This is a genomic window from Variovorax sp. Sphag1AA (assembly GCF_014192575.1).
Taxonomy (GTDB): Bacteria; Pseudomonadota; Gammaproteobacteria; order Burkholderiales; family Burkholderiaceae_C; genus Variovorax.
This window is the reverse complement of sequence record NZ_JACHYC010000001.1, coordinates 1,184,135-1,205,862: the sequence shown is the minus strand read 5'-3', so window position 1 is coordinate 1,205,862 and position 21,728 is coordinate 1,184,135. Positions and strand designations below refer to the sequence as shown.

At 64.6% G+C, this 21,728-nt stretch carries 20 protein-coding genes; 18 read left to right on the top strand and 2 right to left on the bottom strand.

What is annotated here, in order from left to right; all coding sequences use genetic code 11:
* The first annotated feature begins 31 nt into the window (after positions 1–31).
* From odhB to FHW64_RS05865, 4 genes are all read left to right on the top strand, one after another.
* Positions 32–1,297, top strand: coding sequence for a 2-oxoglutarate dehydrogenase complex dihydrolipoyllysine-residue succinyltransferase (odhB, locus tag FHW64_RS05880; RefSeq protein ID WP_184523909.1), 1,266 nt, complete (start codon positions 32–34; stop codon positions 1,295–1,297).
* 148 nt (positions 1,298–1,445) lie between these two features.
* Positions 1,446–2,873 carry a dihydrolipoyl dehydrogenase gene (lpdA, locus tag FHW64_RS05875; protein ID WP_184523908.1) on the top strand — a complete coding sequence of 476 codons (1,428 nt, stop codon included), beginning with the start codon at positions 1,446–1,448 and terminating at the stop codon, positions 2,871–2,873.
* A gap of 4 nt (positions 2,874–2,877) precedes the next feature.
* The gene (gene zapE / locus FHW64_RS05870; protein WP_184523906.1) at positions 2,878–3,975 is read left to right on the top strand and encodes a cell division protein ZapE; all 1,098 of its coding nucleotides are present in this window, start codon (positions 2,878–2,880) and stop codon (positions 3,973–3,975) included.
* Positions 3,972–4,652, top strand: coding sequence for a hypothetical protein (locus FHW64_RS05865; RefSeq protein ID WP_184523904.1), 681 nt, complete (start codon positions 3,972–3,974; stop codon positions 4,650–4,652). Before zapE ends, FHW64_RS05865 begins: the two co-directional genes overlap by 4 nt.
* A 23-nt stretch (positions 4,653–4,675) precedes the next feature.
* Here FHW64_RS05865 and FHW64_RS05860 read toward each other — a convergent pair whose 3' ends face one another.
* Positions 4,676–5,446, bottom strand: coding sequence for a PP2C family serine/threonine-protein phosphatase (locus FHW64_RS05860; protein ID WP_184523902.1), 771 nt, complete (start codon positions 5,444–5,446; stop codon positions 4,676–4,678).
* 126 nt (positions 5,447–5,572) lie between these two features.
* Between FHW64_RS05860 and FHW64_RS05855 the strand changes: the two genes are divergently transcribed.
* Together FHW64_RS05855 and FHW64_RS05850 are read left to right on the top strand one after the other, a co-directional pair.
* Positions 5,573–5,776: a DUF465 domain-containing protein gene (locus FHW64_RS05855; protein WP_184523900.1), complete on the top strand. Its 204-nt coding sequence runs from the start codon at positions 5,573–5,575 to the stop codon at positions 5,774–5,776.
* Positions 5,776–7,785, top strand: a complete 2,010-nt coding sequence (locus FHW64_RS05850; RefSeq protein ID WP_184523898.1) for an ATP-dependent DNA helicase — start codon at positions 5,776–5,778, stop codon at positions 7,783–7,785. The genes FHW64_RS05855 and FHW64_RS05850 overlap by 1 nt, the downstream gene beginning before the upstream one ends.
* A 119-nt stretch (positions 7,786–7,904) precedes the next feature.
* On the opposite strand, the gene FHW64_RS05845 is transcribed toward FHW64_RS05850, so the two are convergent.
* On the bottom strand, positions 7,905–8,714 hold the full coding sequence (locus FHW64_RS05845; RefSeq protein WP_184524303.1) for an outer membrane protein assembly factor BamD: 810 nt from the start codon (positions 8,712–8,714) through the stop codon (positions 7,905–7,907).
* Between the two features lie 23 nt (positions 8,715–8,737).
* Between FHW64_RS05845 and FHW64_RS05840 the strand changes: the two genes are divergently transcribed.
* The 12 genes from FHW64_RS05840 (at position 8,738) to der (ending at position 21,725) form a co-directional block, all read left to right on the top strand.
* On the top strand, positions 8,738–9,754 hold the full coding sequence (locus tag FHW64_RS05840) for an RluA family pseudouridine synthase (RefSeq protein WP_311733264.1): 1,017 nt from the start codon (positions 8,738–8,740) through the stop codon (positions 9,752–9,754).
* 128 nt (positions 9,755–9,882) lie between these two features.
* Positions 9,883–10,701, top strand: coding sequence for an SMC-Scp complex subunit ScpB (scpB, locus tag FHW64_RS05835; protein ID WP_184523897.1), 819 nt, complete (start codon positions 9,883–9,885; stop codon positions 10,699–10,701).
* Positions 10,698–12,413, top strand: a complete 1,716-nt coding sequence (locus FHW64_RS05830) for a pseudouridine synthase (RefSeq protein ID WP_184523895.1) — start codon at positions 10,698–10,700, stop codon at positions 12,411–12,413. The genes scpB and FHW64_RS05830 overlap by 4 nt, the downstream gene beginning before the upstream one ends.
* A 151-nt stretch (positions 12,414–12,564) precedes the next feature.
* A complete protein-coding gene (ndk, locus tag FHW64_RS05825) occupies positions 12,565–12,990 on the top strand; it encodes a nucleoside-diphosphate kinase (protein ID WP_088957416.1) in 426 nt (141 codons plus the stop codon).
* A gap of 19 nt (positions 12,991–13,009) precedes the next feature.
* Positions 13,010–14,158, top strand: coding sequence for a 23S rRNA (adenine(2503)-C(2))-methyltransferase RlmN (rlmN, locus tag FHW64_RS05820; RefSeq protein ID WP_184523893.1), 1,149 nt, complete (start codon positions 13,010–13,012; stop codon positions 14,156–14,158).
* A 4-nt stretch (positions 14,159–14,162) separates the two neighbouring features.
* A complete protein-coding gene (pilW, locus tag FHW64_RS05815; RefSeq protein ID WP_184523891.1) occupies positions 14,163–14,999 on the top strand; it encodes a type IV pilus biogenesis/stability protein PilW in 837 nt (278 codons plus the stop codon).
* 76 nt (positions 15,000–15,075) lie between these two features.
* Positions 15,076–15,897, top strand: coding sequence for a helix-turn-helix domain-containing protein (locus FHW64_RS05810; RefSeq protein ID WP_260303656.1), 822 nt, complete (start codon positions 15,076–15,078; stop codon positions 15,895–15,897).
* Positions 15,898–15,907: 10 nt separating this feature from the next.
* Positions 15,908–17,200: a flavodoxin-dependent (E)-4-hydroxy-3-methylbut-2-enyl-diphosphate synthase gene (ispG, locus tag FHW64_RS05805; protein WP_184523887.1), complete on the top strand. Its 1,293-nt coding sequence runs from the start codon at positions 15,908–15,910 to the stop codon at positions 17,198–17,200.
* Positions 17,201–17,211: 11 nt separating this feature from the next.
* Positions 17,212–18,522, top strand: coding sequence for a histidine--tRNA ligase (gene hisS / locus FHW64_RS05800; RefSeq protein ID WP_184523885.1), 1,311 nt, complete (start codon positions 17,212–17,214; stop codon positions 18,520–18,522).
* 6 nt (positions 18,523–18,528) lie between these two features.
* Positions 18,529–19,221, top strand: a complete 693-nt coding sequence (locus tag FHW64_RS05795) for a tetratricopeptide repeat protein (RefSeq protein WP_184523883.1) — start codon at positions 18,529–18,531, stop codon at positions 19,219–19,221.
* Positions 19,218–20,363: an outer membrane protein assembly factor BamB gene (gene bamB / locus FHW64_RS05790; RefSeq protein ID WP_184523881.1), complete on the top strand. Its 1,146-nt coding sequence runs from the start codon at positions 19,218–19,220 to the stop codon at positions 20,361–20,363. The genes FHW64_RS05795 and bamB overlap by 4 nt, the downstream gene beginning before the upstream one ends.
* Positions 20,364–20,384: 21 nt before the next feature.
* On the top strand, positions 20,385–21,725 hold the full coding sequence (gene der / locus FHW64_RS05785; protein ID WP_184523879.1) for a ribosome biogenesis GTPase Der: 1,341 nt from the start codon (positions 20,385–20,387) through the stop codon (positions 21,723–21,725).
* Positions 21,726–21,728 lie beyond the last annotated feature (3 nt).

Sequence of the window (21,728 nt, the reverse complement as noted above, 5' to 3'; positions counted from 1 at the left end):
ACCTCACAAGAAACACGAAGCGGAATCACAAATGTCCATCGTTGAAGTCAAAGTCCCCCAGTTGTCCGAGTCCGTGGCCGAAGCCACCATGCTCCAGTGGAAGAAGAAGGCCGGTGAAGCGGTCGCCGTCGATGAAATCCTGATCGAGATCGAAACCGACAAGGTCGTGCTCGAAGTGCCGGCGCCTGCCGCTGGCGTGCTCGCCGAAATCGTTGCCGGCGACGGCGCGACCGTGGTGGCAGACCAGCTCATCGCCAAGATCGACACCGAAGGCAAGGCCGGCGCGGCTGCGCCTGCTGCTGCGGCACCGGCCGCAGCACCGGCCGCCGCTCCCGCAGCGGCTGCTGCAGCTGGCGGCACGTCGAAGTCCGACGTCGCGATGCCTGCAGCCGCCAAGCTGCTCGCGGACAACAAGCTCGCTACCTCCGACGTGACCGGCACCGGCAAGGACGGCCGCGTCACCAAGGGCGACGTGCTGAGCGCCGTGGCCGGCGGTGCGACCGCCAAGGTCGCCGCGCCCGTCGCGATCCCGACCGGTGCACCGAAGACCGCACTGCCGCAAGTCGCTGCGCCCGCTACCGCGCCCGACCTCGGCGACCGTCCGGAAGAGCGCGTGCCGATGAGCCGCCTGCGCGCCCGTATCGCCGAGCGCCTGCTGCAATCGCAATCGACCAACGCGATCCTCACGACCTTCAACGAAGTCAACATGGCTCCGGTCATGGAAATGCGCAAGCGCTTCCAGGAGAAGTTCGAAAAGGAACACGGCGTCAAGATCGGCTTCATGAGCTTCTTCGTGAAGGCTGCGGTGCACGCCCTCAAGAAGTACCCGGTGCTCAACGCTTCGGTGGACGGCAATGACATCGTCTACCACGGCTACTTCGACATCGGTATCGCCGTCGGCTCGCCGCGCGGCCTCGTGGTGCCGATCCTGCGCAACGCAGACCAGATGAGCTTCGCCGACATCGAGAAGAAGATCGCCGAATACGGCGCCAAGGCGCGCGACGGCAAGCTGGGCATCGAAGAGATGACCGGCGGCACGTTCTCGATCTCGAATGGCGGCGTGTTCGGTTCGATGCTGTCGACCCCGATCATCAACCCGCCCCAGTCGGCCATCCTCGGCGTGCATGCGACCAAGGACCGCGCTGTCGTCGAAAACGGCCAGATCGTCGTTCGTCCGATGAACTACCTGGCGATGAGCTACGACCACCGGATCATCGACGGCCGCGAAGCCGTGCTGGGCCTGGTTGCCATGAAGGAAGCGCTGGAAGACCCCGCGCGCCTGCTGTTCGACATTTGAGCTCGCCCCCAGGCTGCGCGCACTTCGTGTCGCTTCGCCAACCCCCTACCGGGGGCAACACCAGCGGCCCGGCAAAGCCGGTTCCGCGGTGTTTCGCGAACAGAGCATCAAAGATCGGCGGGCCTGAAAAACTGAAACGGAACATTCAATGAGCAAACAATTCGACGTCGTCGTCATCGGCGGCGGTCCTGGCGGCTACGTGGCTGCGATTCGCGCGGCGCAGCTCGGCTTCAACGTGGCCTGCATCGACGAGTGGAAGAACGCCAAGGGCGGCCCCGCCCTGGGCGGCACCTGCACCAACATCGGCTGCATTCCCTCGAAGGCGCTGCTGCAGTCGTCGGAGCACTACGAGCACGCGGGCCACGCTTTCGCGGACCACGGTATCAAGGTCGAAGGCCTCGATATCGACGTGGCCAAGATGCTGGCGCGCAAGGACAACGTCGTGAAGCAGAACAACGACGGCATCGTCTACCTGTTCAAGAAGAACAAGGTTGCGTTCTTCCACGGTCGCGGTTCGTTCGTGAAGACTTCTGAAGCCGGCTACGAGATCAAGGTCGCGGGCGCTACCGAAGAGAGCATCACCGGCAAGCACATCATCGTCGCGACCGGCTCGAACGCACGCCCGCTGCCGGGCGCTCCGTTCGACGAGGAGAACATCCTCTCGAACGACGGCGCGCTGCGCGTCGGCGCGGTGCCGAAGAAGCTCGCGCTGATCGGCTCCGGCGTGATCGGCCTCGAAATGGGCTCGGTGTGGCGTCGTCTCGGCTCGGAAGTCACGGTGCTCGAAGCACTGCCGACCTTCCTCGGCGCCGTCGACGAGCAGATCGCCAAGGAAGCCAAGAAGGCTTTCGACAAGCAAGGCCTGAAGATCAACCTCGGCGTGAACGTCGGCGAAGTCAAGTCGGGCAAGAACGGTGTGAGCATCGCCTACACCGACTCGAAGGGCGAGGCGCAGAAGCTCGACGTGGACAAGCTGATCGTCTCGATCGGCCGCATCCCCAACACCATCGGCCTGAACCCCGAGGCGGTCGGCCTGCAGCTCGACGAGCGCGGCGCGATCGTGGTGGACGACGAGTGCAAGACCAGCCTGCCGAACGTCTGGGCGATCGGCGACGTGGTGCGCGGCCCGATGCTTGCGCACAAGGCGGAAGAAGAGGGCGTTGCCGTGGCCGAGCGCATTGCCGGCCAGCATGGTCACGTCAACTTCAACACGATCCCGTGGGTGATCTACACCTCGCCTGAGATCGCGTGGGTCGGCCAGACCGAGCAGCAGCTCAAGGCCAGCGGCCGTGCGTACAAGGCGGGCACCTTCCCGTTCCTCGCGAACGGCCGCGCACGCGCACTGGGCGACACGACCGGCATGGTCAAGTTCCTGGCCGATGCGGCCACGGACGAGATCCTCGGCGTGCACATGGTGGGCCCGATGGTCAGCGAGCTGATCTCCGAAGCCGTCGTCGCGATGGAATTCAAGGCCAGCGCCGAAGACATCGCGCGCATCTGCCACGCGCATCCTTCGCTGTCCGAGGCGACGAAGGAAGCGGCGCTTGCCGTCGACAAGCGCACGCTGAACTTCTGAAGCCTTGAACGTTCTTCAGGCTTACGAAGCGGAACTGACTGCGCGGGGTTTCAAAAGCGACCCCGCGCAGCTTCGTGCCGTCGAAGCGCTCGATCGCTGCGCCCGCGAATGGGCCGAGTACAAGGCGCAGCGCTCCAATGCCTTCAAGAAGCTGATCAACCGGCCGGACATCCCGCGCGGGGTCTACATGTACGGCGGGGTGGGGCGCGGCAAGAGCTTCATCATGGACTGCTTCTACAACGCAGTCCCGCTCCGGCGGAAGACGCGGCTGCACTTCCACGAGTTCATGCGCGAGGTGCATCGCGAACTGGCCGAACTTCAGGGCACGGTCAATCCGCTGGATGAACTGGGGCGGCGGATCGCCAAGCGCTACAAGCTCATCTGTTTCGACGAATTCCACGTCGCGGACATCACGGACGCGATGATCCTGCACCGCCTCCTGGTGGCGCTGTTCGACAACGGCGTCGGGTTCGTCACAACCTCCAATTTCAAGCCCGATGACCTGTATCCGGGCGGGCTGCATCGTGATCGCATTCTTCCGGCGATCAAACTGCTGAACGACAACCTCGAGGTCATCAACGTCGACAACGGCACCGACTATCGGCGCCGGACGCTGGAACAGGTGCGGCTCTACCTCACGCCCAATGGCGCCGAGGCCGACAAGGAGATGCGCGAGGCATTCGAGCGGCTCGCGGAATCCGCGGACGAGAATCCGGTGCTGCACATCGAGGCGCGGGAGATCCGCGCGCTTCGCAAGGCCGGTGGCGTGGTCTGGTTCGATTTCAAGACGCTGTGCGGCGGTCCGCGTTCGCAGAACGACTATCTGGAGATCGCGACGCAGTTCCATACGGTCTTGTTGTCCGACGTCCCGCACATGCCGGTCCGTATGGCGTCGGAAGCCCGACGATTCACCTGGCTGGTGGACGTGTTCTACGATCGGCGCGTGAAGCTGATCATGTCGGCCGAAGTGCCGCCTGAACAGTTGTATACCGAAGGGCCTCTGGCCCACGAATTTCCCCGCACCGTTTCGAGACTCAACGAGATGCAATCGACCGAGTTCCTTTCGTTGGAACGCCGCGTCGTCGATACCCGCCTGACATGAAAGCCAAGTTCGCCACCGTCCTTTTCGGGCTGTTCGCCCTGCCGCTCTGGGCACAAACGGTGGCCACGACCGCTGGCGCAGATCTTGATGCCGAACGTGCACGGCTCGCGGACGAGCAGAAGGCCATCGACGCGCGGTATGTGGCCGAGCAAAAGGCTTGCTACCAGAAGTTCGCGGTGGAGGGGTGTCTCCAGGACAGCCGCCGCCGTCGCCGCGCGGCCACCGATGACGTCAAGCGTCAGCAGGCCGCCATCAACGATTACGAGCGCAAGAGCCGAGGGGCAGCCGAGCTTGAAAAGCTCGAGCAGCAGAACGCTGCACAAAAGTCGAAAGAGGCCGAGGCTCAGCGAGAGCAGTCGTTGAAGTCGCAGCAAGACCGCGAACAGCGCGCGACCGACCATGCGGCCAGCCGTGAGCAAGCCACCTCTCAAGAGGCTGAAAACCGCAAGCAATTCGAGAACAAGCAGCGCGACCATGCCGAACAGCAGGCGGACGCCGCGAAGCGAAAGGCCCAGGCACCGGCGATGCGCGCCGAATACGACGAGAAGCAGAAGAAGGCGGCAGAGCATCGCGCCGACGTGGAGCGAAAGAACAAGGAGCGGGACAAGCCGCGATCGGCGCCGCTGCCGGATCCCGGAGCGGCCACCCCGGCACCCGCGGTGCCCAAGAGCCCCTGACGCCCGGACGGCTCAGCCGCAGCCTATTCGGCGGGCGGTAGATCCTCGACCTTGAGTACCGCGATCGAGATGTTGTCGCCGGTCCCGCGCGCGCGTCGGCGCGCTTCGGCGACCAGCAATTCCACGGCGGAGCGAGGCGGTTGATCAGCCAGCAAAGAGCCCATTTCCTCTGGCGTGAAGTAGTGCCACAGGCCGTCGCTGCAGGCCATGAGTACGTCGCCGGGTTGGAGCTTCGGGATCAGATGGACATCCACTGGCGGCGGAGTCGACTTCATGCCGAGACAGCCAAGCAGGATGTTGCTTTGAGGGTGGAGGCTGGCTTCCTCTTCGTCGATCTCGCCACGATCCACCAGGACCTGGACGTAGGAATGGTCCTTGGTGCGCTTGACGAGGCGGCCCCGATGGAAATGGTAGATGCGTGAATCGCCGGCGTGCACCCATGCGCAATCGCCTTCCGGATTGAGCAGGAAGGCGGCGAGCGTGCTGTGGGGTTCTTGTTCGCTGGACACGGCGGTCAGCTTGATCACCGTATGCGCGTCCTCGAGCATCTGCCGGAGGATGCCCACCGGCTCATCTCGGCCCGGCTTGTAGCGGGCGAAGAGCTGGCGCGCCGTCATGAGCACCTGGTCGGACGCCTTGCGTCCGCCACTGCGGCCACCCATTCCGTCTGCGACGATGCCGAGCACGCAGCCCGGCACGCGTGGATGGGAGGCGATCATGACCTGGTCCTGCTGGTAGGGGCGATCCCCCTGGTGGAGGCCGGTAGCGGCAGCGAGTCGAAAGCTTCGTGTCATGCAGGCGCCGGAGCGCCAGTGGCGCGGTCTCTCATGGTTTTTGTGGCAGCGAAATGAAGACGTATTATCGAGTGAACATAGGTAGGGGAAAGCCCCGCTACCCGTGCCGTTCGTGAATTGCGCCCGTTGGACTCCAATCTTCATTCCCTTTCCCGCCAGCTGATCGAGCTGCGGATCGAACATGCCGATCTCGACGCCTCGATCGACCGTCTGGCAGACGCAGTGTCGCGCGATGAACTTCTGCTGCGCCGCCTGAAAAAGAGGCGCCTTGCGTTGCGCGACGAGATCTCGCGTCTCGAACGCCTCCTCGACCCCCAAGAGCCCGCGTGATGTCCCTCGAGCAGGAAGTGCGCGAGGCGTTTGCGCAGGATGGAGTGCTGTCGCAGGCCGCGGAACAGTTCCGCGAGCGTGAGGGGCAAACGCAAATGGCTGTCGCCGTCGCACGCACCATCGCGGACGGAGGGGTGCTTGTCGTCGAAGCAGGCACTGGCGTGGGGAAGACCTTCTCCTATCTGGTGCCCGCGCTGCTGAGCGGCGAGCGCGTGCTGTTGTCGACCGCGACAAAGACGCTGCAGGACCAGCTCTTCGGCCGCGACCTGCCACGGCTTGTCGGTGCGCTCGGGTTGCCGGTCCGGACCGCCTTGCTCAAGGGGCGGGCCAGCTACTTGTGCCTGCATCGTCTCGATCAGGCACGCCACGACGCATCTCCGGAGCGCGCCTCGCTGCGCACGCTGGCAAAGATCGAACAATGGGCCAGGACCACGCGCACCGGCGATCTTGCGGAGCTGCCGGGCCTTGACGAGCGCTCACCGGTGATCCCGCTCGTGACTTCGACACGGGAGAACTGCCTCGGCGCGCAGTGCCCACAGTTCAAACCCTGCCATGTCAACCTCGCCCGGCGTGAGGCGATGGCGGCCGACGTCGTGGTCATCAACCACCATCTGTTCTTTGCCGACCTTGCCGTGCGCGAGTCGGGCATGGCCGAATTGCTCCCGACGGTGCGGGTCGTGGTCTTCGACGAAGCGCACCAGTTGAACGAAACCGGCGTCCAGTTCTTGGGCGTCCAACTTGGTAGTGGGCAGGCACTGGATTTCGCGCGCGACCTCCTGGCGGCCGGACTTCAGCATGCGCGAGGTTTGGTCGACTGGCAGCAACTGGTCGCCGGGATCGAACGCGCTGCGCGGGAATTGCGGCTGTCAGTCGGGAAGCAATACCCTGGCGCCAAACTGCGCTGGTCGGGTGGTTCGCCAGAGGGGGTTCCTGCTCAGACGTGGCAGGAGGCCTTGGAAGCGTTGGGGCGGGCGTTCGCCGAAGCAGGGCGCGGTCTCGACACGGTGAGTGAACTGTCGCCGGATTTCGTCCGACTTCATGAGCGTGCCCTGCAGCTTTCCGAACGCGCGTCCCGGTTCGCCGAGGCCTGTCCGTCCGGATCAGTCCGCTGGGTGGACGTAGGCTCGCATCTGCGGCTGGTCGAGTCACCGCTTGACATTGCCGAGGCGGTCCGCACGCGCGTTCTCAAATCGGACCCGGACAAAGCCGATGACGACGGCCGGGCGTGGGTCTTTACCTCGGCAACGCTAGGCGATGACCCGGCGCTGAAGTGGTTTACCGAACCCTGCGGACTCGACGATGCGGAAGTGCTGCGCGTCAAGAGTCCGTTCGATTACGGGCGACAGGCAGCGCTCTACGTTCCACGCCGGTTTCCCAAGCCCAACGATCCATCGCACGGACATCACGTGGCAAAGCTCGCCGCACACGGCGCACGCCAATTGGGCGGCCGCACCCTGGTTCTGACAACGACCCTGCGCGCCCTACGGACAGTCGGCGACGCGATTCGACAGGACTTCGAGATGCTGGATGCCGGAGATCGCCCCGAGGTGCTGGTGCAGGGCGAGTTGCCCAAGCGCACGCTGATGGATCGATTTCGCGAGGGAGCGGCGCAAGGGCGCGCCGGCTGTGTGCTGGTCGCATCGGCGTCGTTCTGGGAAGGCTTCGACGCGCCCGGTGACGCCCTGCAACTGGTGGTGATCGACAAGCTGCCGTTTCCGCCACCCAATGATCCGCTGGTGGAGGCACGCTCCCAGCGTCTCGAGTTGCAAGGCCGGAGTGCGTTCAGCGACTACTCGCTGCCTGAGGCCGCAGTAGCACTCAAGCAGGGCGCCGGCCGGCTGATCCGGCGCGAAACGGATACAGGCGTGCTGGTGATCTGCGACACCCGACTCGTTGCGATGGGCTACGGGCGGCGCCTGCTGGCCGCGCTGCCGCCGATGCGACGCATCGAAGACGAGGATGGCTTCAACGTTGCGTTGACCGCGCTCAAGACCGAATCCAGCAACTAGATATCGGCGCAGAGGAAGCCAGGAATCCCGCGGAACCGGCTCCGCCGGGCCGCCGGGATTGCCCCCTGAAAGGGGGTGCGAGAGCTACACGAAGTGAGCGAGCCTGGGGGTGAGCCTAGTTACCAAAGCTTCCACCACGGATCGTCCTTGCCACGGAAGCCGCGGCTCAGGTACGTGCTGTTCGGGTAGTTCTGTGTCAGCACGCGCTTGGCATCGTCGCGGAGTTCGGTCATGCCGAGCTTGTCGTAGGACGCGTACATGATGTACAGCGCTTCTTCGAGTGCCGGCACTTCGCGGTAGTCGGCGAGCGCGAGCTGGGCGCGATTCACGGCTGCCAGGTAGGCGCCTCGCTCGTAGTAGTAGCGCGCCACATGCACTTCATACTGGGCAAGCGAGTTGACGATGTAGTTCATGCGCTGCCGGGCGTCCGGCGTATAGCGCGAATCGGGGAACCGGGTGATCAGTTCCTTGAAGGCCTCGAAGGATTCCTTTGCGGCCTTCTGGTCCCGCTCGGAAAGATCCTGGCGAGTCATGGACGCAAAAAGCCCGAGATCGTCGTTGAAGTTGATCACGCCCTTCAGGTAGAGCGCATAGTCGATCGCCGGGCTCGCGGGATGCAGCTTCATGAAGCGATCGAGCGTAGCGATGGCGGCTGGCTTGTCCCCCGCCTTGAACTGCGCATAAGCCTTGTCGACCTGGGCTTGCTGGGCCAGCGGCGTGCCGGCAGCGCGGCCTTCGAGCTTTTCGTACAGCGGGACGGCCTTGTCGTAGGCGCCGGAATCGACTTCGTCCTTGGCTTCGGAATAGATGCGATTGGGGCTCCAGTTCGCGGTCTTGTCGACGTCGGTCGACGAGCAGCCGGCCACCAGCCACGCCGCCGCACAGAGGGCCAGCCAGCCAGGGACAACCGATAATTTGGCGCGAAACATCAAGTAAGGCTTTCGTGAAACAGGTGCCCTCAATTATATCGACCGGCCCCTCGGGCACCCCCCCGGACGCGGCCGAGCACGACGAGGCGGCCGAGCTGTCCGATGCCAGCGAAATCCGCACCTTCCTGATCGGCGAATCCCAGCACGCGCAGCGCCTGGACCGGGCACTTGCGGCGCTGGTCCCGGAGTTCTCCCGCAGTTATCTCCAGCAACTCATCGACGCCGGCATGGTGGAGGTGCAGGGCCGCCTGGTCACCAAGCCGTCGGTGACGGTGCAAGCCGGGGAATCGGGGCGCATCGAGCTTCGGCCGACGCCGCAAAGCCAGGCTTTTCGGCCGGAAGCGATGCCGATCGAGGTGCTGCACGAGGATGAGCATCTGCGAGTCATCAACAAGCCGGCCGGGCTCGTGGTGCACCCTGCGCCAGGGAACTGGAGTGGCACCTTGCTCAATGGATTGCTGGCGCTCGATCCGCGCGCGGCGCTTTTGCCGCGCGCCGGCATCGTGCATCGGCTCGACCGCGATACAAGCGGTCTGATGGTGGTGGCACGAAGCAGGGCGGCGATGGATGCGCTGGTGGCGCTGATCGCGGCCCGTGAAGTCAAGCGGCAGTACATCGCGATGGCGCACCGTGCCTGGCAGGGCGCTGAAGCCCGGCACGTCGACAGCCCGATCGGACGAGACCCTCGCAATCGGCTTCGCATGGCGGTGGTCGATCTGGAGCGCCACCCTGGCAAGCCAGCACGGACCTTGATCGAGGCGCTCGACAGCATTGACCTCGGCTGCGTGGTGCGTTGCACGCTCGAAACGGGGCGCACCCATCAGATCCGCGTGCACATGGCCTCGATTGGCCATCCGCTGGTTGGTGACACCCTGTATGGAGGCGCCGAAGCGGCAGGGCTGACACGGCAGGCACTGCACGCTTTCAGGCTGGGCTTCGTGCATCCGATGACGGGCAAAAACATGGAATTCAAGTCGCCGCCGCCGGCCGACCTCGTCGAGGGCATGTCTCTCTGGGGGCTGGATTACAATCGCGCCTGACGGTCCCAAGGGGCCATGCCGGCGACCTGATGTCGGCTTCGCGTTGCGTGTGCCGCGTGCCCGCAGCGCCTTCTTCCATCCATCTGAACAAGCGTCCTCGTGGCGCCTTTTCCCGGATAACGCGAACCATGAATACGGCGGATGCCAAGCGCATTCTCGAAACCGCCTTGATCTGTTCGACACAGCCGTTGCCGGTGCGCGAACTGCGCGTGCTTTTCGACGACGAACTGGGTGCGGACACGATCAAGTCGCTGTTGAACGAGTTGCAGGATGACTGGTCACAACGCGGCCTCGAGCTTGTGAGTGTGGGCAGCGGCTGGCGTTTCCAGAGCCGGCCAGAAATGCGGGATCACCTCGACCGCATGCACCCCGAGAAGCCGCCGCGCTATACGCGCGCCGCGCTCGAAACGCTGGCGATCATCGCGTATCGCCAGCCGGTCACCCGTGGTGACATGGAAGACATCCGGGGTGTCACCATCAATTCGCAGATCCTCAAGCAGCTCGAGGACCGCAGCTGGATCGAGGTCATCGGCCACCGCGAGACGGTCGGCCGGCCCGCGCTGTATGCGACGACCCGACAGTTTCTGGACGACCTCGGTCTCGCCTCGCTCGACCAGTTGCCGGTGATCGAATCACCCGCACAGCAAGGAGCACTGATCAGCGCGCTGGATCAGGCTGCCAGTGGCGACCAGTCGGCCCTCCCGATCGACGAACCGGGTGACGAGCCCGGCCCCGACGCATCGTCTGAGCCAGTCGCGGAAGTGCCCACGGCGGCCGCGTCCGAGCCTGATGCGCCGATGACCGCCGAGATCGATCCCGCCACTGCTCTTCTCGCTGCCGACCCGCAGGATGTCTCGCCGGTCGAGCCCCCATTCACCCCTGTCGATGCAGACGCCGCGCCCGAAGAGGCCGACACCACCGCTGTCACTTCTGGAACCCGATCATGAGCTCCACCGATCCCCAAGCCGCAGCGACCCTGCCGACCGATCCCGCTTCAGAAGAGCACGGGGATGTCACGCAGGGGCCTTCCGACGTCAACGCGGCCGCGCAGGCAGAAGACGCTGCGACAGAGGCGCCCCGCAAGCGTCGTCCGCGGCGACGGAAGCCCGCCGGCGACGCCGAAGCGGCGGCACAGCCCGTAGAGTCCCTTGAGGCCGCAGTGCCCGTTGAGGCGCCGGCTGAAGTAAGCGAGTCGCCCGAATCCGAAGCCGAGCCCGAACCCGCACGCGAAGCCGCGCCGGCCGTCGAGGCCCCTTCAATGGCGCAAGCGGACGAGGATGAAGACGAAGAGGAGCCGGACGAGGACGAAGATGATCTCGATCGCGCCCGCCGCGCCGCTGAGCGCGAACAGCGCAATGCGCCGCCTCCGGAGCCGATCCGTTTCGCCGACGTCATTTCGGGCCAGTTCGACGCGGACGAGGAAAGTCCCGAGGTGCCGCCGCTCAAGCGCGTGTTGCTTCCGGAGGCCGATTCGCCGAAATTGCACAAGGTCCTTGCCCAGGCGGGGCTGGGTTCGCGCCTGGAAATGGAGCAGCTCATCCTGCAGGGGCGTATCTCCGTCAACAACGAGCCGGCACACATTGGCCAACGTATCCAGTACGGGGACCAGGTCAAGATCAACGGCAAGCCAATCCGCTTCCGTATCGCGCCGCCGCCGGCCCGCGTGATCGCCTATCACAAGCCCATTGGCGAAGTCGTCACGCACGACGATCCGCAGAACCGTCCGACCGTCTTTCGAAAGCTGCCGAGACTGCAGCAAGGTAAATGGCAGTCGGTCGGACGCCTGGACCTGAATACCGAAGGTTTGCTCCTTTTCACGAGTTCGGGCGAGCTTGCCAACCGGCTCATGCATCCGCGTTTCGGTCTGGAGCGCGAATACGCCGTGCGGGTGCTCGGCGCGCTCAGCAACGAAGAAAAGCAGCGCCTGCTCGATGGCGTCCAGCTGGACGACGGCATGGCGCAGTTCGGGACGATCGAGGACGGCGGGGGCGAAGGCTCGAACTGCTGGTATCGCGTCACCATTTCCGAGGGACGCAATCGCGAAGTGCGCCGGCTGTTCGAGTCGGTCGGCCACGCGGTGAGTCGTCTGATCCGCATCCGCTACGGCGCGATGGTGCTTCCGCGAGGCCTTAAGCGCGGCGCTTGGCTGGAGCTTGACGACCGCGACATTCGTGCGCTGCTCCAGGCAGCCGGCGCCCCTGTCGAGCGGACCGGGCGCGCTGGCGCTGGAGGCAAGCCGCAGGAGGGCGGCGGCGGGCGAAACGGCCGTGGTCGCAAGCGCCGCGGGAACCGCAACGGCAACGGCAATGGCCCCCAGGGCGAGCGCGAGATGCAGATCCCGAATCCTCTGGCGCACGGGCCGTCGGCTCGATCCGAGCGCGGCGGTGGCAAAGGGCCGCCGCAGGGGCGTCGAGGCCGTGGCGGCCAAGGTCAGGGTCAGGGCCAAGGTCAGGGCCAGGGACGGAACCGGCAGGGTGAGGACCGCCAGCCGGGAGGCGCCAATCAGCCCGATCCGATGAAGACGTCGCTGGGCTATATCGGTGCGGACAGTTTCTCCCGCCAGCGCAAGGATCAACGCCAGGGAGGCCGCCGTGGTGGCTCGTCCGGCGGCAATTTCGGTGGGCAGGGTGGTGGTGGAGGCCGCCGCCGCGGTCGCTGATACCCGCAACGCGCGGCCATGTTTCACCCGCATTCTTGCGGGTCGACCTCGCCGCGCCGGTTAAAATCAAAAGCTTTGTCAAGGGTCGCAATCCCGCGTTGCGGCACTGATGGAACCCTATTCACATCCAAGCACTCAGGAAAGCACTTCAATGGCTATCGAACGCACCCTCTCCATCATCAAGCCCGACGCAGTCGCCAAGAACGTCATCGGCAAGATCGTTTCCCGCTTCGAGGCCGCCGGCCTGAAGATCGTGGCTGCCAAGCTGGTGCAGCTGTCGCGCGCCGAAGCAGAGCAGTTCTACGCCGTTCACAAGGAGCGCCCCTTCTTCAAGGACCTCGTCGAGTTCATGATCTCGGGCCCCGTCTTCGTGCAAGTGCTCGAAGGCGAAGACGCCATCGCCAAGAACCGCGACCTGATGGGCGCGACCGACCCCAAGAAGGCAGCCGCCGGTACCATCCGCGCCGACTTTGCCGACAGCATCGATGCCAACGCAGTGCACGGCTCGGATGCTCCCGAAACCGCCCGCGTCGAAGTCGCCTTCTTCTTCGCTGGCCTCAACGTCTACGCACGCTGAGGACCTGACCCCCGTCGCAATGACCACGGCCAACCTGCTCGACTTCGATCTGGAGGGATTGGCCGCGTTTTGCGAACGGCTGGGAGAAAAGCGTTTCCGCGCGACGCAGCTTTTTCGCTGGATCCACCAGAGGGGCGCCAGCGATTTCTCCCAGATGACCGATCTCGCGAAGTCCCTTCGCGAGAAGCTCGCCACCACGGCACGCGTCGAGGCGCTGCCTGTGGTGACGCAGCATGAATCTGCCGACGGCACCATCAAGTGGTTGTTCGACGTCGGCGACGGGAATGCGGTGGAAGCCGTGTTCATCCCCGAGGACGATCGCGGGACCCTGTGCGTGTCCTCGCAAGCCGGCTGCGCTGTCGGCTGCCGGTTCTGTTCCACTGGCCACCAAGGCTTCAGCCGCAACCTCACGACCGGCGAGATCGTCGCGCAGTTGTGGTTCGCCGAGCATTTCCTCCGCAAGCATCTCAAACGCGACGAGCGAGTCATCTCGAACGTCGTGATGATGGGCATGGGCGAGCCGCTGCAGAACTACGCTGCACTGGTGCCAGCGCTGCGCACCATGCTCGACGACAACGCCTACGGACTGTCGCGCCGTCGCTTGACGGTCTCTACGTCCGGCGTCGTTCCGATGATGGACCGGCTGGGTGTGGACTGCCCCGTCGCGCTCGCGGTGTCGCTCCACGCGCCGAATGATCCGTTGCGCAGCGACCTCGTGCCGCTGAATCGCAAATACCCGATCGTTGAATTGCTGGAGTCTTGCAAGCGGTACCTCGAGCACGCGCCACGTGACTTCATCACGTTCGAATATTGCATGCTCGATGGTGTGAACGATCAGCCGGAGCATGCGCGCCAACTGATCGATCTGGTGCGTTCGCAGGACGTTTCTTGCAAGTTCAACCTGATCCCCTTCAATCCGTTCCCCGCGTCGGGCCTCGTGCGGTCGCCCCAGCCCCGGGTGCTTGCGTTTGCCAAGATCCTGAGCGAAGCGGGGATCGTGACGACCGTGCGAAAGACGCGCGGCGACGACATCGATGCCGCCTGCGGCCAACTGGCCGGCGACGTCAAGGATCGCACCCATGCGGCCCAGCGCATGGCGCAACGGCGAACCGTTGTTTTGCATCCGGCCCTGGCAAGGGCCGCCAAACCCACTGCCGAGGAGCAATGATCCGATGAGCAAGGCTTTTCCTTCCGCGCACGAGACGGCGATGCGAACGCTTTTCGCGCTTGCTGCGGCGTTCACCCTGGCGTCTTGCGCGACCAAGGACGGTAGTGCGCCGATCCCCTCGAGCGGTACCAATGCCTCTGCCATCGTGACCGAGTCGGATGAGACCAACGCCCGGAAGCGCGCCAAACTGCGCGTGGAGCTCGCCATCGGCTATTTCCAGCAAGGGCAACCCACCGTCGCATTGGACGAAATCAAGCAGGCGCTGGCAGCGGATCCGACGTTCCCTGACGCTTACATCCTGCGCGGCGTTGTCTACATGCGCCTCGACGATCCCGCGGGTGCCGAAGACAGCTTTCGCCGTGCGCTTGCCCTGAATCCGCGCGAGCCCAATGCGCTCCACAACTACGGATGGCTTCTCTGCCAGCAGAATCGATTCGCCGATGCGCAGCAGCAGTTCACCGCAGCGCTGGCCGTGCCCAACTACACGGACCGCGCCAAGACGCTCATGACGCAAGGCGTCTGTCAACTCAAGGCGGGACAGCGAGCCGAGGCGGAACGCAGCCTGACGCAGGCGTACGAAATCGATGCGGGCAATCCGGTGATTGGCTACAACCTCGCTTCGATCCTTGTGCAGCGCGAAGAATGGTCACGCGCCCAGTTCTACATCCGCCGTATCAACAACGGCCCATCGGCGAACCCCGAGACGTTGTGGCTCGGTATCAAGATCGAACGCCAACTCAACAATCGAGAAGCAGTTGCGCAGTTGGGTGCTCAGTTGCAGCGTCGCTTCCCCCAGTCGCGGGAAGCGTTGGCCTTCGAGCGCGGAAATTTCAATGATTGAACGGGCAAGCGAATTCGGGGCATCGGCTGCGGTGCCCTTGGTGGGTGGCGACAGCACGAACATGACTGCCGGTGACATGCTGCGCGAAGCGAGAGAGGCGCATGGCCTGCACATCGACGTGGTAGCCGCCGCGCTCAAGGTATCTCCGCAGAAGCTCGCGGCCCTGGAGGCCGATGACATTGACGCGTTGCCCGATCCGGTGTTCGCCCGTGCACTTGCGGCGAGCGTCTGCCGTGCGCTTCGAATCGATCCGGCTCCGGTGCTCGCCAAGCTGCCCGGCGCCCAGCGCCCCGCGCTGGCAGAGGCCGATCGCACCATGAGCAAGAGCCTGCGTTCTGCTTCGCCGCGCTCCGGTGGTGCGAGCGCGTTGCCATCCCGGCCGCTCGTGATCGTGGTCATCCTGTTGCTGATCGGCGCCGCGGTGTTGTTCTGGCTGCCCCAGTCGCTTTTCGATCGGGTGAGCGATTCGATTTCTCATCTGATGGAGCGCGGTGCTTCTAGCGAACAAACCGCTTCGTCAAAGTCTGAGGGCCCGGCGCCGGGTAAGGTGACCGGGGCTGTTTCGCCTGTTGTTCCGGCGGAACCGCCGCCACCGCCCGCAGAGCCTGTCGCCGTCGAACCCGCGCCGGAAGTCGTCGCTCCGGCTGCTCCCAGCAATGATCTGATCGTCTTCGTCGCACGCGACGACACCTGGATTTCCGTGACCGAACCCGGCGGCAAGCAATTGCTGCATCGCACTGTCAAGGCCGGTGAAACCGTCGGTCTGACCGGTACGCTTCCGCTGGCGGTGATCGTCGGCCGCGCGGCCGGCGTGCAGGTGCAGGTTCGTGGCAAGCCCTTCGACCTTACTCCGCTCGCGCGCTCTGGGGGTGTGGCACGGTTCGAAGTCAAACCTTGAGCGAGTCATCATGACCGATAGCGCCAACAATTTTGGTTGTCTGCCGATCGAAGCCGCTGCACCGAAGGCGCGGCGGTCCCGCCAGGCCAGCGTGACCTGGGGGCCCCGGACCGTCACGATCGGCGGCGATGCGCCCGTACGCGTGCAGTCGATGACGAACACCGACACCGTCGATGCGATCGGCACCGCCATCCAGGTCAAGGAGCTCGCGATCGCGGGCTCCGAAATGGTACGCATCACTGTCAATACGCCAGAAGCGGCGGCGCAGGTGCCGTATATCCGCGAGCAACTCGACCGCATGGGCATCGACGTTCCGCTGGTCGGCGATTTCCACTACAACGGCCATCGGTTGCTCACCGAATACCCGGCATGTGCCGAAGCGCTGAGCAAGTACCGCATCAACCCCGGCAACGTGGGCAAGGGCGACAAGCGCGACCGCCAGTTCGGCCAGATGATCGACGCGGCAATGCGGTGGAACAAGCCGGTCCGCATCGGTGTGAACTGGGGCAGCCTCGATCAAGAACTGCTCGCGAGTCTGATGGACATCAACAGCCGGCGTGCCGACCCCTGGGACGCGAAGCAGGTGATGTACGAGGCGCTGATCACGTCCGCGATCGAGTCCGCAAGGCTCGCCGAGTCGATGGGCATGAATGGCGACCAGATCATCCTGAGCTGCAAGGTGAGCGGTGTGCAGGATCTGATCTCTGTCTATCGGGAACTTGCCAAACGCTGCGACTACGCCTTGCACCTCGGTCTCACCGAGGCCGGCATGGGCACCAAGGGCACGGTAGCGTCGGCGACCGCGCTGTCGATCCTGCTGCAGGAGGGCATCGGCGACACGATTCGTGTGTCGCTCACGCCGCAGCCGGGTGAATCGCGCACGCAGGAAGTCGTCATTGCGAACGAGATCCTGCAGGCGCTCGGCTTGCGTGTATTCGTGCCGAGCGTGACCGCCTGCCCCGGATGCGGCCGCACCACCAGCACGACCTTCCAGGAGCTTGCCAAGCAGATCGACGACTACCTGCGCATGCAGATGCCGGTCTGGCGCACCAAGTATCCGGGCGTGGAGACGATGAAGGTCGCTGTGATGGGCTGCATCGTCAACGGTCCTGGCGAAAGCAAGCATGCCGATATCGGCATCAGTCTTCCCGGGACCGGCGAAGCGCCCGCGGCGCCGGTCTTCATCGACGGCGAAAAGGCACTCACTTTGCGCGGCGACGATATCGCGCGCGAGTTCCACAAACTGGTCGAGAACTACGTAGAAAAACGCTTTGGCGGCGAGCATGTCGCACAAGCTGTCTGAGCACTGCATCCATGGCTGAAAAACTCAATGCCGTCAAAGGCATGAACGACATATTGCCGCCGGAGTCGGCGCGCTGGGAATGGCTTGAGGCCACCGTGCGTGACGTGATGGCGCGCTTTGCCTATCGCAACGTCCGCACCCCCATCCTCGAACACACGGCGCTGTTCGTGCGGGGCATTGGCGAGGTGACCGACATCGTCGAGAAGGAGATGTATTCCTTCCATGACCGCTCGGACAAGTACGGCGACAACGATCACCTGACGCTTCGGCCGGAGAACACCGCGGGCCTGGTGCGCGCCGTGGTCGAGCACAACATGCTCTACGACGGTGGCAAGCGCCTCTGGTACATCGGTCCGATGTTCCGGCGTGAGAAGCCGCAGCGCGGGCGTTTCCGTCAGTTCCATCAGATCGGCGCGGAAGCCCTGGGCTTCGCTGGCCCCGATGTCGATGCGGAACTGATCCTCTTGGCCAACGCGCTGTGGAAAGCGATCGGCCTGACGGACGTTCGCCTCGAACTGAACAGCCTGGGCCAGCCGGCCGAGCGCGCGCAGCACCGTGCCCAACTCATTGCCCATTTCGAGCGACACGCGGACCGACTCGACGAAGACGCAAAGCGCCGCCTGCACAGCAATCCGCTTCGGATTCTTGATACGAAGAATCCGGCGATGAAGGAGATCGTGGAGTCCGCGCCGAGGTTGATGGACTTCCTCGGTGCCGAATCGCTCGCGCACTTCGATGGGCTGAAGGCCATCCTGGACGCCAACGGTATCGCCTACACGATCAATCCTCGCTTGGTGCGCGGGCTCGACTACTACAACCTCAGCGTGTTCGAGTTCGTGACCGATCGGCTGGGCTCGCAAGGCACGGTGTGCGCCGGCGGCCGCTACGACGATCTGATTGCACAGATCGGCGGAAAGCCCGCCCCTGCCGTGGGTTGGGCCATTGGCGTCGAGCGGATCCTCGAGCTCATGAAAGAGCAGGGCGCCGCCATTCCGCTTCCGGTGCCCGATGTCTACGCTGTCGTCCCTGACGCTTCTGCGATGCCCGTCGCACTGCGCACCCTGCAGCAACTTCGCGAAGCCGGCGTACGTGCGCAGATGCATGCGGCAACGGTCGATGGCCTCGGAAGTTTCAAGTCCCAGTTCAAGAAGGCTGACGCCAGCGGTGCGAGCTACGCCCTGATCTTCGGGACGGATGAACTTTCTCGCGGCGAAGTCACGGTGAAGGCGCTGCGCGACGGCACCGGTGCCCAAACGGCGCGTCCGCTGGCCGATGTGGCCGCATGGGCGGCCACCCTACAATCCTCGGCTCCCAACAACTGACAGCGCATGGCCACCCATCTCGATCTCGAAGAACAGGAACAGCTCGACCAGCTCAAGCATTTCTGGAACACCTATGGCACCCTGATCACCTGGGTTGTGCTTCTCGTGGCCGGCGCCTTCGTGGCGTGGAACGGTTGGCAGTACTTCCAGCGCAACAAGGCGGCCCAGGCGTCAGCGCTCTATGACGAAGTCGAGCGCAGCGCGCAGGCTGGCGACACTGCCCGCCTGGAGCGGGCACTGGCGGACATGAAGGCCAAGTTCGCCGGCACCGCCTATGCGCAGCAGGCGGGTCTGCTCGCAGCGAGGTCGCTCTATGACAAGGGCAACGCCGATGCATCCCGCGCGGCACTCGCGTGGGTTGCCGAGAACGCTGTCGATCCGGGCTACAAGATGGTCGCGAAGCTGCGGCTTGCCAGTGAACTGCTGGATGCCAAGTCCTACGACGAAGCGCTCAAGCAGCTTTCGGGCGATGTTCCGAAGGAATTCGAAGCGCTTGTGGCCGATCGCAAGGGTGATATCTATCTCGCGCAGGGCAAGCGTGAGGAGGCCAAGGCCGAGTACCAGAAGGCATGGTCTGCATTCGACACGCGTACGGAATATCGCCGTCTCGTGGAGATCAAGCTCAACGCGGTCGGCGTCGATCCGAAGAGCCTGACGCCCCAGACCGGTGCCGCATCCCCCGCCAAGAACACACCATGAATCTCAAGCGTTATCTGCCCTCGGCGCGCGTCCTGCGCACAGGGTCCGCCGTGGTCCTGATGGCTGCGCTCGCGGCCTGCTCCGGGACGCCGCGCCCGAAGCCTGTCGAACTGCCGGCCAACGTGGCCGTGATGGGCGTCAAGCAAGCCTGGACTGTGCGTATTCCGGCGGTCAACTTCCCGCTGTCGACCAACGTGAGCGGTGACAACGTCGCAGTGGCTTCGAGCGATGGCACCGTCGTCGTGATCGATTCGCGCGCGGGCCAGGAAGTCTGGCGTGCGAATGCGGGCGCCCCACTGGTCGCGGGCGTCGGCAGCGACGGCACGCTGGTGGCAGTCATCACCACCAACAACGAACTGGTCACCCTCCAAGGCGGCAAGGTGCTCTGGAAACAGCGCCTGAGTGCCCAGGCCTTCACGCAGCCGCTGGTGGCGGGTCGACGCGTCTTTGTCCAGACTGCCGATCGCACCATGAGCGCTTGGGATGGCCAGAGTGGGCGTCGCCTGTGGTCGCAGCAGCGCAATGCGGAGAACCTCGTGCTCAAGAAGCCGGGCGTCCTGCTGGCCGTGGGCGACACCCTGGTCGCCGGCCTCGGCGGTCGACTGGTCGGCATCAACCCGGCAAACGGCACGAGCCGCTGGGAAGCGCCTATCGCCGCGCCTCGCGGCACGAACGACGTCGAGCGTCTGGTCGACCTGACCGGCAGCGCAAGCCGTGTGGGCGACAGCGTGTGCGCGAGAGCCTATTCCGCTTCCGTGGGTTGCGTCGACGCCGGTCGCGGTGCACTCGTCTGGACCAAACCGGCAGCCGGCAACGACGGCGTTGGCGGTGACGATCGCTTCGTGTACGGCACCGAGGACAACGGCACCGTGATCGCCTGGCGCCGCGCTGACGGCGAACGCGCATGGCAGCAGGCGGACTTGCTCAAGTACCACGTCCTCACCGCGCCGCTCGCCGTGGGTCGCTCGCTGATCATCGGCGATGCAACCGGACAACTGCACTTCCTTTCGCGTGATGACGGTACCGCACTGAACCGCATCGTGCCGGACGGTTCGCCCATCGTGGCAACGCCGGTGATTGCCGGCAATACGGTCGTGGTCGTCACCCGCAATGGCGGCGTGTTCGGCTACCGGCCGGAGTAATCCAATGAGAGGGCGCCTTCAATGAAGCCGGTCATCGCACTGGTCGGGCGTCCCAACGTCGGCAAGTCGACGCTTTTCAATCGCCTGACCCAAACGCGCGACGCCATCGTCGCGGATTTCGCGGGGCTCACGCGCGATCGCCACTACGGCAATGGCCGCCTGGGCAAACACGAGTTCATCGTGATCGACACGGGTGGCTTCGAGCCCGACGCCGGCAGCGGCATCTTCAAGGAGATGGCCAAGCAGACCCGGCAGGCAGTGGCCGAGGCCGACGTGGTCATCTTCGTTGTCGATGCGCGCGAAGGCCTGTCGGCCCAGGACCATGACATCGCCAACGAATTGCGCCGCCTCGGCAAGCCGTGCCTGCTCGTCGCCAACAAGGCCGAAGGGATGCAGGACAGCGCGAAGCTCGTGGACTTCTATGAGTTGGGCTTCGGCGAGGTGTACGGTATCTCCGCGGCGCACGGGCAGGGTATCCGCGGCCTGGTCGAGCTTGCGCTCGAGCCACTGAATCTTCCGGAAGACGACGAGGATGAGGAAGACGAGGTCAACAAGCCGGTCAAGCTGGCGGTGGCTGGTCGGCCCAACGTCGGCAAGTCGACGCTGATCAATACGTGGCTCGGCGAGGAGCGCCTCGTCGCCTTCGACATGCCTGGTACCACGCGCGATGCGATCATGGTGCCTTTCGAGCGCAACGGGCAGCGCTTCGAACTCATCGATACGGCCGGCCTGCGTCGCAAGGGTCGGGTGTTCGAGGCCATCGAGAAGTTCTCGGTCGTCAAGACGCTTCAGGCCATCGAGACTGCGAATGTCGTCCTGCTGCTGCTCGACGCGACGCAAGGCGTCACCGATCAGGATGCCCACATTGCGGGCTACATCCTTGAGAGCGGCCGCGCCGTGGTCATCGCAATCAACAAGTGGGATGCGGTGGACAGCTATCAGCGAGAGCAGGTCCAGCGCCAGATCGAGATCCGCTTGCCGTTCCTCAAGTTCGCCGCGCTGCATTTCATCTCTGCGGCCAAGCGGCAAGGGTTGGGCCCGCTCTGGCAATCGATCGTGCAGGCGCACAAGTCTGCGACGCGCAAGATGTCGACGCCGGTGCTGACGCGACTGCTGCTTGAAGCCGTACAGTTCCAGGCGCCCAAGAAGTCGGGCATGTTCCGGCCGAAGATGCGATATGCGCATCAGGGCGGCATGAACCCGCCTGTCATCGTGATCCACGGCAACTCGCTGGAACATGTGACGGACGCCTACAAGCGCTTTCTCGAAGCGCGCTTTCGCAAGGAGTTCGACCTCATCGGCACACCCTTGCGGATCGAGCTCAAGACCTCGCACAATCCATACGCGGACAAGGACGCCTGAGCG

Coding starts and splice junctions, on each gene's coding strand:
- odhB (WP_184523909.1), top strand. CDS start 32: ATGTCCATCGTTGAAGTCAAAGTCCCCCAGTTGTCCGAGTCCGTGGCC.
- lpdA (WP_184523908.1), top strand. CDS start 1,446: ATGAGCAAACAATTCGACGTCGTCGTCATCGGCGGCGGTCCTGGCGGC.
- FHW64_RS05865 (WP_184523904.1), top strand. CDS start 3,972: ATGAAAGCCAAGTTCGCCACCGTCCTTTTCGGGCTGTTCGCCCTGCCG.
- FHW64_RS05860 (WP_184523902.1), bottom strand. CDS start 5,446: ATGACACGAAGCTTTCGACTCGCTGCCGCTACCGGCCTCCACCAGGGG.
- FHW64_RS05850 (WP_184523898.1), top strand. CDS start 5,776: ATGTCCCTCGAGCAGGAAGTGCGCGAGGCGTTTGCGCAGGATGGAGTG.
- FHW64_RS05845 (WP_184524303.1), bottom strand. CDS start 8,714: ATGTTTCGCGCCAAATTATCGGTTGTCCCTGGCTGGCTGGCCCTCTGT.
- scpB (WP_184523897.1), top strand. CDS start 9,883: ATGAATACGGCGGATGCCAAGCGCATTCTCGAAACCGCCTTGATCTGT.
- FHW64_RS05830 (WP_184523895.1), top strand. CDS start 10,698: ATGAGCTCCACCGATCCCCAAGCCGCAGCGACCCTGCCGACCGATCCC.
- ndk (WP_088957416.1), top strand. CDS start 12,565: ATGGCTATCGAACGCACCCTCTCCATCATCAAGCCCGACGCAGTCGCC.
- rlmN (WP_184523893.1), top strand. CDS start 13,010: ATGACCACGGCCAACCTGCTCGACTTCGATCTGGAGGGATTGGCCGCG.
- pilW (WP_184523891.1), top strand. CDS start 14,163: ATGAGCAAGGCTTTTCCTTCCGCGCACGAGACGGCGATGCGAACGCTT.
- FHW64_RS05810 (WP_260303656.1), top strand. CDS start 15,076: ATGCTGCGCGAAGCGAGAGAGGCGCATGGCCTGCACATCGACGTGGTA.
- ispG (WP_184523887.1), top strand. CDS start 15,908: ATGACCGATAGCGCCAACAATTTTGGTTGTCTGCCGATCGAAGCCGCT.
- hisS (WP_184523885.1), top strand. CDS start 17,212: ATGGCTGAAAAACTCAATGCCGTCAAAGGCATGAACGACATATTGCCG.
- FHW64_RS05795 (WP_184523883.1), top strand. CDS start 18,529: ATGGCCACCCATCTCGATCTCGAAGAACAGGAACAGCTCGACCAGCTC.
- bamB (WP_184523881.1), top strand. CDS start 19,218: ATGAATCTCAAGCGTTATCTGCCCTCGGCGCGCGTCCTGCGCACAGGG.
- der (WP_184523879.1), top strand. CDS start 20,385: ATGAAGCCGGTCATCGCACTGGTCGGGCGTCCCAACGTCGGCAAGTCG.